Raw genomic sequence first — 14,377 nt, 5'->3', positions numbered from 1 at the left:
GCCATGAACCCTGTCCTGATCATCATCCAAAAGGAAGTGCGCGACGGACTGCGCAATCGTTGGGTACTGGCGGTCACCCTCTTGCTGGCCGCACTGGCTTTGTCTCTGGGCTTTCTGGGCAGCGCCCCCACGGGCAGCGTCAAGGTAGATCCGTTGACAGTTACGGTTGTCAGCCTGTCCAGCCTGTCTATTTTCCTGATCCCGCTGATCGCCATGCTGCTGTCCTACGACGCCATTGTGGGCGAGATCGAGCGCGGCACCATGTCCTTGCTGCTGAGCTACCCCGTCCATCGCTGGCAGGTTCTGGTCGGTAAATTCCTGGGCCATGCCCTGATCCTGAGCCTGTCCACGGTGGTGGGCTATGGCCTGGCAGGCATCACCTTGCAAGTGGCGCATGGCGGCCTGGACTTCAGCGTCTGGACACCCTTTCTGGCCATGATGGGGGCCAGCGTTCTGCTCGGCGCCAGTTTCCTGTCCATGGGCTATTTCATCAGCACCCTGGTCAGAGAGCGGGCAACGGCGGCAGGTCTGGCCATCGGTATCTGGCTGTTCTTCGTGGTGATTTATGACATGGCTCTGCTAGGCATTCTGGTTGCCGATCAAGGCGCCATGATCACCGCGTCCTGGCTGAACATCATTCTGCTGTTCAACCCTACCGACGTGTACCGCCTGCTGAATCTGACCGGCTATGAGAATGTCGCCATGTTTGCCGGCATGGCCGGTTTAAGTGAACAGGCTCGCCTGCCCGCCAGCGTGCTGATGGGCGTTCTGCTGCTATGGATCGCTGTGCCTTTTGGTCTGGCAAGCCTGGTATTCAAAAGAAAAGCATTATGAAAAAACTGCGCACTTTTCTGTTGCTGTGCCTGGGACTGATACTGGCCGCTTGTGGCCAGCCTGAGCCTATACAGGCCCCACCGCCGCCAGTCGTCCAGATCCCCCAAACCGCCGTGGGCCACTACTGCGGCATGTACCTGTTCGAGCACCAAGGACCCAAAGGGCAGATTCTTCTGCGCGAACGCGAAGCGCCGCTCTGGTTCACCACCATACGCGAGGTCTTTGCCTACACCATGCTGCCTGAAGAATCCAAAGCCATCGCCGCTACTTATGTCCAAGACATGGCCCAGCGCGATCAGGACGGTCAGTTCCCCGAACAAGCCTGGATACCGGCACAAGATGCCTGGTATCTGATCTACAGCCGCTATACCGGCGGCATGGGCACCATCGATGCCCTGCCCTTTAGCCAGGAGCAGGCCGCCAAGGACTTCCAGCAACAACATGGCGGCCAATTGGTTCGCTTTGCCGACATGCCGGAGAACTACATCTTCGGTGCAGTCGCACTGCCTTGAAACGCTTATCTTCCTGATCCCAGGTATTTGCCATGACTTCTACTCCTGTTTCCCGTCGTCGTTTTATCGGTATCGTGGCCGCGACCAGCGCACTGACTTGCGTGCCTTGGGCAGTCAAAGCGATGCAAGCGGTCCCTACCCCGCTCAGCTCCTGGCAAGGTGTGGCTTTGGGTGCGGACGCACAACTGCATATCCACCACCCCGACCCGGTTTTTGCACAGACCTTGATCGATCAGGCCTTGTCCGAAGTGCGACGACTGGAGCGAATATTCAGCCTGTATCAGGAAGACAGCGCCTTGCGACGTCTGAACCGCGACGGCTATCTGAAGCAAGCCCCCGGTGATCTGACGCGCTTGCTGCTGGAGTCACAGCGCCTGAGTGAATTAACGAACGGGGCCTTTGATCCAACCGTGCAGGTGCTTTGGGAACTGTATAGTCAGGCCGTTCAACGCAGCGACACGACTTCCATTCCCACTGCAGCCGAGATCAAGCAAACGCTGCAGCAGGTTGGCCACCAAGCCATCCACATTCAAGGCGACACTGTTCAACTACAACGTCCTGGCATGGCTCTGACGCTGAACGGAATTGCCCAAGGCTACATTACCGATCGCATCACCGAGCAGCTGAAACAGGCAGGTCTGGAGCACGCTCTGGTCGATATGGGCGAGATACGCGGCCTGGGCATGGCTCCGGGCAATCGTCCCTGGCGCGTCGGTCTGGCAGGCGATCAAGCAGAACCCGCAAGCCTGTTAAGTCTGGACGTACACAATCAGGCAGTCAGCACCTCATCGGGGTCAGGCACGGCGCTTAACCGCGATGGCTCTGTGACTCATCTGTTCAACCCCGCCAATGGTCAGGCCCGACCTTTGTATCGCAGTGTCTCTGTCGTGGCTGGGAATGCCACGATTGCCGACGCCCTGTCCACCGCTTTTTCCTGGATGTCACCACAAGAGATTACGCGGGTTCTGGCCAGCGATCCTGGTTTGCGGGCATGGATATTGCCCTACGATGGGGATCAGCTCGTGCCCATGCACTCGTAAACACCAAGACAAACCCGCTTACCGGCAGACGCTCAAGCCCGATAAAGCCTCGTACAATGGCGGTTTCGTCTACTGCAGGCCAAATCCCCATGCCCCTCGATATCCAAACCCTTCCCTCTGCTGCCCCTTTGCCCGGTCTGCCAGAATGGACCGGGTTTTGCGAGGCAGCACGCCAGTCCGACCGCTACGCGCTAGAACTGCATTGCCTGAAGGCAGCAGGTTTGCAAGTGGACTTGAGCGGGCAGCGGCACTCGCCGGAATTACAGGAAGCCGGGGCAGCCCTCTTGGCGGCCCGCCATTTCGACACGGCACGCCAACAACTGCTGAGCGGCGGTATCGTCAACCGTACCGAGCATCGCGCTGCCTGGCACAGCGCCCTGCGTGCGCCCGCCCCCACGGCGGAAGTCGCCAAAGAACGCGAGCGCATGAACGAATTCGTACGCGTAGCCGACTCCGAACGCCGCTGGCGCAACATCATTCATATCGGTATTGGTGGCAGTGACTGGGGCGTGCGCCTGTCCCTGGCAGCCTTTGGCTATCGCCACAGCTGGCGCAACGTGCGTTTCCTGGCCAATATCGACGGCCACGCGCTGGAACATGCCTTATCGGGGATGGACCCTCACGACACCTTGATTGTGATCGCCTCCAAATCCTTCACCACGACCGAAACCCTCAAGAACGGCCAGCGCGCCCTGGAATGGCTGCAAGCCGCGGGCGTTGCCAACCCTTACGAGCAAATCGTTGCTGTCACGGCCCGTCCTGACACCGCCTCCAGCTGGGGCGTCCCACAAAAACAGATATTCCAGTTCTGGGATTGGGTCGGTGGACGTTTTTCACTATGGTCTGCCGTCAGCTTGACCACTGCCCTGGCCGTCAGCAGTGATGTTGTCGCTGGCATGCTATCGGGCGCTGCCGCCATGGACCAGCACTTTCAGGAAGCTCCCATCGCCACCAACGTGCCCGTACAAATGGCATTGGCCGGTGTGGTCAACCGCAGTGTACTGGGCTATGGCTCATTGAATATCTCGCCCTACGACTTCCGACTAGGCAATCTGGTGCCCTACATTCAACAACTGGATATGGAGTCCCTGGGCAAATCCGTCACCACCAGCGGCGAACCCGTCGGCTTAGCCACAGGCGCAGCCGTCTGGGGACTGGCTGGAACAGACGCACAACACACCTTCTACCAATGGCTGCACCAAGGCAGCGATGGCGCTCCAGTAGACTTTATTGTGTGCCAGCAGGCGGATCACAATCAGGCCGAGCACCATAACCTGCTGCTGGCCAACTGCCTGGCCCAACGAGAAGCCCTGATGCGCGGCAAAACCTACGAGCAAGCCCTGGCCGAATGCGAAAAGCAAGGTCTGGGTGAGCAAGCTGCCGAGCTGGCCCACCACCGCGTGCACTCGGGCGGACGCCCCAACACGCTGATCGTATTGCCACGCCTGAATCCCTTCTCGCTAGGCGCCCTGCTGGCCTTGTATGAGCACAAGATTTTTGTGCAGGCCTTGATCTGGGGAATCAACCCCTTTGACCAATGGGGTGTGGAGTACGGGAAAGTATTGGCGAACGGGATTTTGCAGGAGCTGTCGGGAGAAAAAGAAATGTCTGCCGAGCATGATGCGTCTACTCGGCATTGGATAGGGGCTTTCAAGAACTAAAGTCATCCTCTGAGCTTCATCCAACTAATTTCTTGTTATATCAACGTCATACGGTTCCATTTTTCTCGCCAGCCTTTGCGTGTATACTATTCGTATATACAGACTATGGAGGTAACTATGCGTACAAACATAAAATTACCCGCCAAGAAAGCTCACCCTACCAGCAAGACAACAAGCGTATTCATGAGCGGAAATAGTCAGGCTGTGCGTTTACCAGAAGGTTTTCGCTTCGAGGGGAAAAGAGTCTTCATACGACGAGATCAAGAGTCTGGCGATGTCATTCTGTCCTCAAAACCAAGAGGCTGGGATCACTTCCTTAATGTTGCCGCTAATACTGACCCTGCTGAATTCGAAGGCTTCCTGGAAGATCTGAACAGAGACAAAGAGCCGGCTCCCGAAAAAGATCACTTCGCAGGGTGGGAAGAATGATCTACATGCTGGATACCAATGCAGTTTCGAACGCTGCCATGAACAGGGGCAAGGTAAGAGAAACCATGCTGGGGCACAGTCCCAGCAATATTTTTGTCTCTAATATTGTGCTTGCTGAACTAATGTATGGGTTTGCCAAGAAGTCCAGACCTACCTTGCAGGCAACAACAGAAGCCCTGCTAAGCACGATGACTGTGCTGGATTGGGATGACTCCGTTTCTGATGTTTATCCAGCTTTCCGTGTAGGAATAGAAGCCAAAGGTCGCTCACTTTCGTATATGGACATGCTGATTGCAGCCCATGCCCATTCAATAGGAGCCATCTTGGTATCCAGCGATGCGGGAATGCATAACGCCCTGGCAGACAAGGCTGTCGATTGGTACTAAAACTAATAATAGATACCAGTGCCGCAATCGGAGAAAATGTCTACTTACCCATCAATCCACTAAAACACATCCACTCCCGCGCCAGATCATGAATCGCCGCATCCCGATGCGGCGTTCTTGTCTGGCCCTGCATAGAGTTCCAGATAAAGTAATCCACATCCCCACACGGCGTCCCCAGAGCTGCGTAGACCGAGGGCATGATGGGAACGTGGTCACCATACCAGCACAGGCTGGTTGGCCTATCCGAAGAGCTCAAGGCTCCGCGCAAACGTGTCAGCATGGCATCGGCATTACGGATGTGACGCAAGTAAATCGTCAGATCCTCGCAGCCTTGCGGAGGAGGCCGATGGTACATGGCCTCGATATCACCCGCATCGACCTTTTCCAGATGCAAAGGTCCGTGATTCTCCATCGTAATCACGTGGATGAATACCGGCCCTGTAGCCTGCTCCAGCACGCTGGCGACTTTATTTGCCACCGCCAGATCACCAATATAAGGGCCGGTACGTTCCACATCAGCAAAAGCCTTGATGTCCAGAAACTCGTCAAACCCAAACAGTGGGAATACGCGATTACGCTGGTAAAAACTGGCGGGATAAGGATGAATGCAGATCGTGCGGTAGCCCTGCTGTTTCAACCAGGAAGCCAAGGTCGCCACCGACCATCCCGCGCATACTGCGCGATAGGGGTTGAAGCGGTGCACACCCAAAGTACTGTTTTCAATACCGCTCAAGAAGGAAAACTCCGAGCGCACTGTGTTCGCCCCCCAAGCGGGGACCTGCAAATATCCGCTGGCAACCGCTTCGGATTTGAAGCGGTCAAACTCCGCCAGAATCTCTGGCCGAATTCCATCAGAAATTCGCCGGGCATCAAAGAAGGACTCGCTTTGCACGGAAACCAGATGAGGCAGATCAGCCAAAGCATCAGCACCGGCCAGAACAGACGTGGTCTTCGGAGCCGAATTCTCAAAAGGGGAAGATAAGCCTGGACGCTCTCGGCCTTGTTGCCAGTATCGCCAGAAGCTGGCTAACAGCCCCAAGGCCTGCACGTCCTGTTCCGGGGCAATCTGCACCATCAAACGCGCGCTATTACCCCAAAGCAGCAAGCCCAGACTCAACACAGCAAGCAGAGCCAAGGCTCCCCATTGCCCGGTCCAGGCAGCCCGCAAAACGGGCACGGCTTCCAGCCATAAGCCAATCGTCAGAGCAGCAATAAAACCCGCTGCCGCCAGGAAGAACTTCCCCCAGCCCAGAAAAGGAATGTAGAGCCGTGGGTGACGAATCGCATCCGTAAAATACTCGTAATCCTGGAACACAAAGGCTTCACGCAACGCCTTGAACTTGGCATTGCTGACCACGACCAGCAGCAGGAAAAACGCGCACAGCAAGGCTGTGGCAAAAATAGGCCGTCCCAACACGAAAACCAGTACAACATACGCCAGGCCATACAGGCCAGCATGCAAAGCCCAGGCCGCTGCGGGACGACGCAAGCTGGCTGCCGTTTGCAAGAAACGCTCCAGCACAACTGTCAGGGCCAGCCCCGACAAGGCCGCCAGGATAGCAGTCCAGAATCCTGGCTCAAGCGTCATAACCGATCTTGCTCAGAATAAAAACGGACACCCGGGCGGGCAGCACTGCCAGAAACCAGCAGCCCAGGTTCAAAGGGAAAGGAAAGCTGATGCGCGCTTTATTGGCTTTCAGGTCACGGGCAATACGCTTGGCTGCTCGTTGCGGGGTCCACAAGAACGGCTTGGGGCCCGGCATGGCATCGCACATGGGCGAGCTAACGTAGCCTGGCATTACCACATTGACCTTGATCCCTTCCGGGGCCAACCAGCCACGCAGCCCCTCACCATAAGCTTTGACAGCCGCCTTGCTGGCGCTATAGGACGGCGTGGTAGGCAAACCAAAGTAAGCGGCCAAGGAACTCATCAAGGCAATCTGACCGCGCCCTCTCGCGCGCATGGCAGGCAGCACAGATTGCACGACTCGCAGCGAAGCCTTCACATTGATATCCAGCAACAGCTCGGTATCTTCCCAGGCCTCTGGCTCGCCATTAGGACCTACATGGATATTCATGCCCGCATTCACGATGACAAGATCAAACGCGGCACATTGCGACAACCAATCATGCAAGGCATCCAGATCACGCAAATCCAGCTGATAGGTATGCACTTGCGCGCCCGCCTGACGGCAGCGCTCGGCCAAAGGCTCCAGAATCGCAGCATTGCGACCATGCAAAGTCAGCTCTGTACCGTGCTTGGCATAATAAAGCGCCAGCTCGCCACCAATGGCACTGGTAGCTCCGGTGATCAGAATCCGCTCCTGCCCTGCTGGTTCAGCTACGCCCACGCGCTCTCCTTTCTTGAAAGGACCAGTACAAAACCATGCCAAAGCCTACACACACAGTCGCATTCAAGGGAACCAACAAGTAGTTGCCCATGCGTATGGCCACATACAAGGCCAGTGCCGAATACAGAAACGTGAACACTTCTCCGATCAGCAAATACAGATTGATGCGAGGCTGTCTTGCCGCCTTCTCGCCTTCGCCTTTAGGCGTACGGTTAAATTCCCCGTAAACCTTGAAGGCGGCTCGTACACCGCCGACAAAATAATACCAAGCCATGGGCGGAAACATGGCGACATACAAGTAGGTATGCCACACGGTCCCCAAGACACCCGGCCTGTCATCGAAACGCGCGCCCTTGCGTGCCCCAAAGGCATTATTCAACGCCCAGACAGCGACCAGCAAGAAGAACAGCGGCGCGCCCCAAAGCAAGACGACATGGTCGAAATCCAGCAAATAATTCAGCGGCAGGCTCAACAAAATCAAGGCGTAAATGGAGGCCAGCATGACCGATGAAAACATCATGGAAAACGCATGCATGCGCTTCATCAAGGGCATGTCCTGCTGCCACATCTGCCCCAGGTGCTTGAAGGCACTATGAATCAGCCCTCGCCCCCAGCGCTCCCGCTGCACACGGAACGCACTGATGTTCTCGGGCAAGGTGGACATGGACACCACATCGCGCAAATAAGCGTACTTCCAGTCACCAAACTGGGCCCGATAACCCAGGTCCACGTCCTCAGTAATGGTGGAGGCATTCCAACCGCCCAGGGCTTCCACACAAGCGCGTCGCCAGACACAGGAACTGCCACTTAAGGAAGCCATATCCCCGTCTTCGCTCAGTCCCACCGTCACATATTGCTGGTGGCCCATTTCCATGGCCTGAAAGCGGGTCAAGAAAGAGTGATCACGGTTTTCATAGCCAATACCCGTCTGCAAAAAACCCAGCTTCGCGTCCTTGAAAGGCGGAATGGTTTTCTGCAGAAAATCAGCAGGCGGCAAGAAGTCCGCATCAAAGATCGCAAAAAACTCGCCCTGGGAATGCTGAATGCCATGCACCAGATTCCCGGCCTTGTAGCCCGCACGATCGGCACGCTGAATGCGGCGAATAGGCACACCTTGCCGAGCACACTGATCCACCTTGTTCTGGGCCAACAGCGCCGTCTTGTCCGTTGAGTCGTCCAATACAAGAATTTCCAGCGCGGACACCGGATAATCCAGGCGACAAGCCGCATCAATCAGACGCTCGACAACGGCCGCCTCGTTATAAATCGGCAACAGAACACTGACCTTGGGATACCAGTCCTGCTGCAATGAGGCAGACGTCTGCACCAGATCGCTTAACTTGCGGCGCTCCACGCGCCGCGAGATCAACAGTACCCGCAACTCCAGGATGACGTACAGGGCAAAGGCCCCGACAACCAGCAAGAACAGCGCCTGAATCAGGTACGCAAAAATGTTCACAATCATGGAAACAAGCGCACCCTAGAAGCCGACCACATCAGCCAACTCCTGGAGGCGATGCTCCCAGGTGTGGAACTGGCGTACATAAGCCGCCCCCGCCGCCGCACGCTCGCAGTCCTGTGCGGTGGGACCTTGGAGCAGACGGGCAAACAATTCACTGGCCTGCTCACGGGAATGCACCACATGGCAAAAGTCACGAAAATAACGATCCACCGCACGACCGGGGTTAGTCACCGCAATGCCCCCACTGGCCAGAATTTCCAGCAAGCGGCGCGAGCACATGGTGTCCGAGTCCGTGACCGAATTCACGTTCAGGCACATCACGTGCTCTTTGTAGATACGCCCCGTCTCGCGGTGCGGCACCTGGCCGTGCACCTGTAAATGGGTCGAACGAGGAAAACGGAATTCAATATGACGGGACAATCTGTCATGATTCCGGTCGTAGGCATTCAGATGCATTTGAGCATCTTCACAGGCCCCGAAAATCATATCCAGAAAACGCCGACGCTCACTGAGAATGCGGCGGTAATAACTGCCCGTAAAACACCCTTCCTTGCGCGTGAAATCAAAGCCCGTGAAACTATGAAACGCAGGCTGATACGGCATGCTCAAGGTATTCACAGGCACATCAGGACTCAAACGGGCCCGATAACGCGGCAGGCAATCGCTGTCCGTGGTGAATACATAATCAAAGGCCTTGGCCACATCAATGAAGTGCTCGAAGTACGCCCCGTCATCCTTGTTCCAGAACACCGTGGGCACACCCTGATCCTTAGCGAACTGCACCAGCTTATAAATCGTGCGAGGCGTGCGCAAACGGATAAGGCGTGACTGTTTGGCCAGCTCGTAACGCCACGCGCCACCCAGCCCATGAAACACGGACTCCACAAAAAGCAGATCAGGCTTCCAGGAGGAGATGACCTCCTCGTAATTGCGCGGGTTCAGAATACGGATGGAGCATTCGGCTGACAGGCAATCTGCCGTGAAGTAGTCCGAGACCAAGGCCACTTTCAATTGCCCAAACTGCCCTGCAGGCTTGCCGTCTTCGCTGACGGTTGGGTGCGTGTAGACGCGCGCCCCCAGAGCCCGGATTGCACGACCGATCATGAGTTAGCCCCGGCTGGCAAAGCATGCACCACAAAGTCAGCCCAGCTGCGGCGCTGCGTGGCTTCTTCACGTGCCAAGGCACCATCCTGTGCCAACACTTCCGGACCAGCCTGAAAAGTCTCCTCCAACACACGAGCCAGATCCTGCACATCACCCGCTTTAAAAAAGCGTACCGAACGACAGGGACCAACTTCATCCTGAAACACCGGCAGATCCGGCACCAGAACAGGCTTGCCCATCGCCATCGCCTCGACCAACTTGATGGGAGGCACAATGCGACACACTTCAAAGGGACGACGAGGAATACATACCAGCGCGGCCTTGGCCTGCAAGGTGCGAGCCTCTTCAGGCGAGACCCGACCAGCAAACAGCACGTGCTTTTCCATACTCAGACTTTGCACCTGAGCCTGCAGCGGAGCGCGCGCCTCCCCATCCCCAATAATGGTCAGGATCACATCTTTGCCACGACCCGCCAGATCCGCTACAGCGTCAATCAAGACATCCAGCCCTTCATAAACAATCAAAGAACCAGCGTAGACAATCGTATTGGGCTGCACATCCTGAACAGCGCCAGGAGTAAAGCGCGAGGGGTCGACACAATTGGGCATCAGGCCCATGCGTGCAGGGTTAACATTCCAATGCTCGCGAGCGTATTGACCCAACTGCTCGGAAATCACAAACAGCCGGTCTGCCTGACTGGCAACCAGACCTTCCAACTCCAGACCCTGCTTGAAGCCCTGCGAGTCACGGAACTCCGGCATGCGGGAGGCTCGGCTCAGCTCCCACAAACCACGCATTTCATATTGGAACGGAATGCCTAACTGACGTGCGGCAATCAAGGCTGGCAAGGCATTGACGTGATTAGAGGCGGCATGAATGACGGCGACACGCTGTTTGATGGCTTCCTGAGCAATGGAGGCGGCGGCTTCTATGGCGAACTGCATGACGGGGCGCTTGTTGGAAGGATTGCGAGCATGTGCGTAACACACCCCATCCACCAAGGTTTCATCCTGCTCGGCATCCACCAGTCTGTCTTTACGATCCCATGGATAGCCGGGGCGGGTCAGCACGCAGATATCCCCGCCTGCCGCTTGCATGGCACGGATAATCTCATGGGTTCGGGTGGTGTAACCACTGATGTGATACGGCAAGGCACTAGCCGGCACATACAGCAAACGTCCTGGCACGGGTTCGTAAGGTGTCTGACGACGCTGACCGCGTCGGGTTTGCCGACGCACAGTAAACAAGGTCAAACGCCGGCTCAAAGCCATCCAAGGCTCGCGCACCAGCCCACGCCATAACTTAAAGAACATTTTCCTCAGGCCTTTTTCTGAATTTTATTGTCCGGTTCTGCTTGCAGCTCTGCCAGCGACAAGTCCACCGTGTCAGGCACAACAATTTTTCCGCGAGCCTTCAAATCCAGAAACTCTGCCGTCGTAATCACGTCATAGTCCTTAGTCAGGCGGGCCAGCAACTTGCGATAGCCTTCCATGCGACTATCGTCACGATATTCACCCAAGCCGTTCTCGTCCCAGAACAGCAAGGACCAAGAATGCAGCAAGAAAACCGCAAATGACGGATTGCCGCTAAGCGTATTCAACAACAACTGTCCCCACCAAGGGCGGAAACGGAAATAGCTGGACTCTGGGTAAGTAAGGCGAGCCCACCACTCTGGCTTGCCTACCTTACCTAAAATCCGTTTCTCGGTCATAGGCACTTCGATCACGCCGTTAGACCAAACAAAAGGATTGTTCGTGGGCTTGCTGTAAATACACTGGTTGTTATGTACGGCACACACAGAATTATTGAAGGACAAAGGAATACCCACTGCCTTCAGGGCACGAATCGTATCCGCATTCCAACGGAATGAACCGGCACGATGCGCCAGAACCGGCTTGCCAGTTACCTCGGACATCAAACCTGCAAAGTGCTTGAACACAAACTCCGCACGGGCCTGCTCGGTGTACTGATTCATGTACTGCGGACGGTTGGATAAGCCATGCTCTTTCCAGAAGCTGTCAGGCAAGTACTCCGGATGGGTATGCAGTTGTACGTCCTGACCTTGCTCATCCAGCCAGCGCACCACTTCTTTCAGCTCGTCCAGGCGAGAATAAGCCCCGCACAAGTCCGTAAAGAACACATGCTTGACGCCAAACTCGTCACCGATCTTGCACATTTCGGCCACACCGGCCGTACCCTTTGGAAATCGCCCCCAGATCAGACGATTAACATGGTCGTCAGAGGCCCGCTTTGGCAGCGCCTCTGTGTCGACCGTAATCATTGCGTAGCGATCCCTCATACCTGTGTTTCTACCTGCTCTAAGTTAACTGTTCGCGAAAGACGGATTTTACCCCGCGCCTGCAGATCTAAAAAATCAGCTGTGGTGATCACGTCGTAATCCTTAACAACTCGTTGCAAGAACAGGCGGTAACCCTCCAGCAAGCGATCGTTCGTGTACTGGAAATGGCCGTTTTCATCCAGGTCCAACAAGGACCAGGAGTGCATCAACACCACCGAGACCTTGGGCAAGGACCACAAGGGATCCTTCCAGAAAGTCGTAGGCCGCGAACCATATTGAAAATAAGAAGACTCCGGATAGGTCAGACTGGACCAGCGATCTGGCTTGGCATCCGACACCCCCGGGGTAAACCGCTCTGTTACCGGGACTTCAATCGTTCCGTTCGACCAGGCATAAGGCAAGCAATCAGGCTGGCCTGTTGGACAACGCTTTAACAAGGCAGCCCGCATGGACTGGTTGAACGACAAAGGAATACCAACGGCCTGCAAAGCACGGATTGTGAGGGCATTCCAACGGAACGAGCCTGCGCGATGGGCCAGGATGGGCTTGCCTGTAACGTCGGAGATCAACTTGCCAAAGTGTCGGAAGACGAATTCGGCACGAGCCTGGTCTTTGTATTGGTTCATCAAACCGGGACTGGGAGGCAAACGGTGTTTGGCCCAGAAAGACTTGGGCAAAGTTTCAGGATGGGCATGCAATTGCACATCCTGACCCTGCTGATCCAACCAGCGAACCGCTTCCAACATCTGAGGCTGCTGCGCAATCGTGGCACACAAGTCCACAAAGAAGACATGCTTGGCACCGAACTCGTCACCAATGGAGCTCATTTCGCGGATTCCAGCAGTTCCGGTGGAGTGCTCGCCCCAGACCAGGCGTTGGACATGCCTGTCCGATGCCCTGCGCTGTAGCGCCTCGGTATCCACTGTCAGTAAAACGAAACGATTTCTTGTCCTCAAATTAACCACCCAGACTGAATGGTCTCATCAGAGCACCTGTGCAGCTTTCATAAGTTTTCGAGTGTGATCCGATTTATTCCGGACAAACCCATGTACCTTCAACGTATTTATATCAACGCTATCCGGTACATGCAGCTCTACTTGAGCGCTAGGGCTGTACCACAGAACCTGAAGTTTCGACTCCCCGGACATAAGATAAAACGCGAATTCCACATCTCCCGGGAAACGATTTTTATTCACATGACATACGGCAGTCACGATTCTACCCTTGCGCACTGCAGTCACTTGTAACGAAGGTGCTTCAGTTGGCAAAAGAGATAACGTCTCAGCCATTCCATCCAACCGGTCTCCCAAAGGGATAGACTGCCCGTCAACTACAAACACATTTTTCTGTAATTCACACACAGGCAGCGCTTCGGTACGGGAGAACACCCACCAGACCGCTACACGCTCCATTACAAACACCGATGACACAAGAGTCTTCTGTCCTCGTGAACCCGGTAAGCGCTGAATACTGGCCGCTGTCGTTATTAATTGGGGGGACGTGACATGAAGCACATCGCCCATTTCACCGTCCACCAATGAAACCCCTGTTTTATTCAAGGCCCAATACAGTTCGGAATGCCCATGCCAATGCCAAGTCACCTGAGCAGGCAAAACCGTATCGATTACATCGCAAATAACAACATGGTTCCCTGCTGGCAACATCCAAACAGTTCGCTCCAACTTCCTCACACCACACTGCGGCTCATAACAAGCAGTCAGATCTAGCGTCAGCTCCATCGTCCCGCTCCCATCGATTTTGACGTCAGGCTCTGACACAATCACTGCCAGCTTAAAAACCTGGCCCTGCCCATTAATCACAGGAGTGTTATGAGCCGTAGGTCCAACGGTGAAATCCCGTTCCGTTGTTTGGGCATACTGTTGATAACCAGGTTCATCAACCCACCAGCGCTTACGCATACCCAGAACGATGCTGTCGCGATCCGCCTGAATATGGCCCATGGGTGAAACACTGGTCCCAACAAAAAACTGGTCTTTAGGAGACCCTGTCCCCATCACGACCGCATGAGGATTTTGATCCCACTGATTGTAGACATCTCCGCTCGCCTCGGCACGATAAGTATATTGCGCCAAACTCGTAATGCGTCTGACCGCAACCTGGAAAACAGGGTAATCCCCAAAAAGCAATAATTGGGCTCTTGTGATTGTAGGACCGCATCCACTGTGTGTTGACGCGCTGGACATGGTTCAGGTCGTCCCAGTAATATGGGACAATCATTCGTAACGCACGGCCCTATTGAACCGTGCGACATAGGCATTCTGTCGTGACTTACTAGGCT

At 55.4% G+C, this 14,377-nt stretch carries 14 protein-coding genes; 6 read left to right on the top strand and 8 right to left on the bottom strand.

The genetic code is table 11. From position 1 onward, the window contains the following. Positions 1–3 precede the first annotated feature (3 nt). The 6 genes from Q9R35_RS11025 (at position 4) to Q9R35_RS11000 (ending at position 4,862) form a co-directional block, all read left to right on the top strand. Positions 4–834, top strand: a complete 831-nt coding sequence (locus tag Q9R35_RS11025) for an ABC transporter permease (RefSeq protein WP_042485871.1) — start codon at positions 4–6, stop codon at positions 832–834. Continuing rightward, positions 831–1,346, top strand: a complete 516-nt coding sequence (locus tag Q9R35_RS11020) for a nitrous oxide reductase accessory protein NosL (protein ID WP_086061209.1) — start codon at positions 831–833, stop codon at positions 1,344–1,346. Before Q9R35_RS11025 ends, Q9R35_RS11020 begins: the two co-directional genes overlap by 4 nt. Positions 1,347–1,378: 32 nt before the next feature. Then, complete coding sequence (locus Q9R35_RS11015; protein ID WP_063691823.1) at positions 1,379–2,386, top strand: FAD:protein FMN transferase; 1,008 nt, start codon at positions 1,379–1,381, stop codon at positions 2,384–2,386. A gap of 89 nt (positions 2,387–2,475) precedes the next feature. After that, entirely contained in the window at positions 2,476–4,047 is a 1,572-nt protein-coding gene (gene pgi / locus Q9R35_RS11010; protein ID WP_311219846.1) for a glucose-6-phosphate isomerase, read from the top strand. 117 nt (positions 4,048–4,164) lie between these two features. Beyond that, positions 4,165–4,476: an antitoxin gene (locus Q9R35_RS11005; RefSeq protein ID WP_042485857.1), complete on the top strand. Its 312-nt coding sequence runs from the start codon at positions 4,165–4,167 to the stop codon at positions 4,474–4,476. A gap of 5 nt (positions 4,477–4,481) precedes the next feature. Beyond that, positions 4,482–4,862, top strand: a complete 381-nt coding sequence (locus Q9R35_RS11000) for a PIN domain-containing protein (protein WP_157664317.1) — start codon at positions 4,482–4,484, stop codon at positions 4,860–4,862. A gap of 40 nt (positions 4,863–4,902) precedes the next feature. On the opposite strand, the gene Q9R35_RS10995 is transcribed toward Q9R35_RS11000, so the two are convergent. The 8 genes from Q9R35_RS10995 to Q9R35_RS10960 form a co-directional block, all read right to left on the bottom strand. Beyond that, a complete protein-coding gene (locus Q9R35_RS10995; protein WP_311219845.1) occupies positions 4,903–6,450 on the bottom strand; it encodes an LTA synthase family protein in 1,548 nt (515 codons plus the stop codon). After that, positions 6,440–7,213 carry an SDR family NAD(P)-dependent oxidoreductase gene (locus tag Q9R35_RS10990; RefSeq protein ID WP_311219844.1) on the bottom strand — a complete coding sequence of 258 codons (774 nt, stop codon included), beginning with the start codon at positions 7,211–7,213 and terminating at the stop codon, positions 6,440–6,442. The genes Q9R35_RS10995 and Q9R35_RS10990 overlap by 11 nt, the downstream gene beginning before the upstream one ends. Further along, complete coding sequence (locus tag Q9R35_RS10985; protein WP_109089234.1) at positions 7,200–8,678, bottom strand: glycosyltransferase; 1,479 nt, start codon at positions 8,676–8,678, stop codon at positions 7,200–7,202. Before Q9R35_RS10985 ends, Q9R35_RS10990 begins: the two co-directional genes overlap by 14 nt. Positions 8,679–8,693: 15 nt before the next feature. Continuing rightward, entirely contained in the window at positions 8,694–9,779 is a 1,086-nt protein-coding gene (locus tag Q9R35_RS10980) for a glycosyltransferase (RefSeq protein WP_042485845.1), read from the bottom strand. Continuing rightward, the gene (locus Q9R35_RS10975; RefSeq protein ID WP_311219843.1) at positions 9,776–11,092 is read right to left on the bottom strand and encodes a glycosyltransferase; all 1,317 of its coding nucleotides are present in this window, start codon (positions 11,090–11,092) and stop codon (positions 9,776–9,778) included. The genes Q9R35_RS10980 and Q9R35_RS10975 overlap by 4 nt, the downstream gene beginning before the upstream one ends. A 5-nt stretch (positions 11,093–11,097) precedes the next feature. Next, a complete protein-coding gene (locus Q9R35_RS10970) occupies positions 11,098–12,060 on the bottom strand; it encodes a polysaccharide deacetylase (RefSeq protein ID WP_311219842.1) in 963 nt (320 codons plus the stop codon). Positions 12,061–12,074: 14 nt separating this feature from the next. Next, positions 12,075–12,905: a polysaccharide deacetylase gene (locus Q9R35_RS10965; protein ID WP_115634511.1), complete on the bottom strand. Its 831-nt coding sequence runs from the start codon at positions 12,903–12,905 to the stop codon at positions 12,075–12,077. Between the two features lie 156 nt (positions 12,906–13,061). Then, positions 13,062–14,282, bottom strand: a complete 1,221-nt coding sequence (locus Q9R35_RS10960) for a heparinase II/III family protein (RefSeq protein ID WP_149721119.1) — start codon at positions 14,280–14,282, stop codon at positions 13,062–13,064. Positions 14,283–14,377: the final 95 nt, after the last annotated feature.

Origin of the sequence: Alcaligenes sp. AB3 (assembly GCF_031844565.1) — a bacterium.
GTDB classification, from domain to species: Bacteria; Pseudomonadota; Gammaproteobacteria; order Burkholderiales; family Burkholderiaceae_B; genus Alcaligenes; species Alcaligenes faecalis.
Note: the sequence above shows the minus strand (reverse complement) of the source record. Positions and strands in the feature narration are given on the sequence as shown.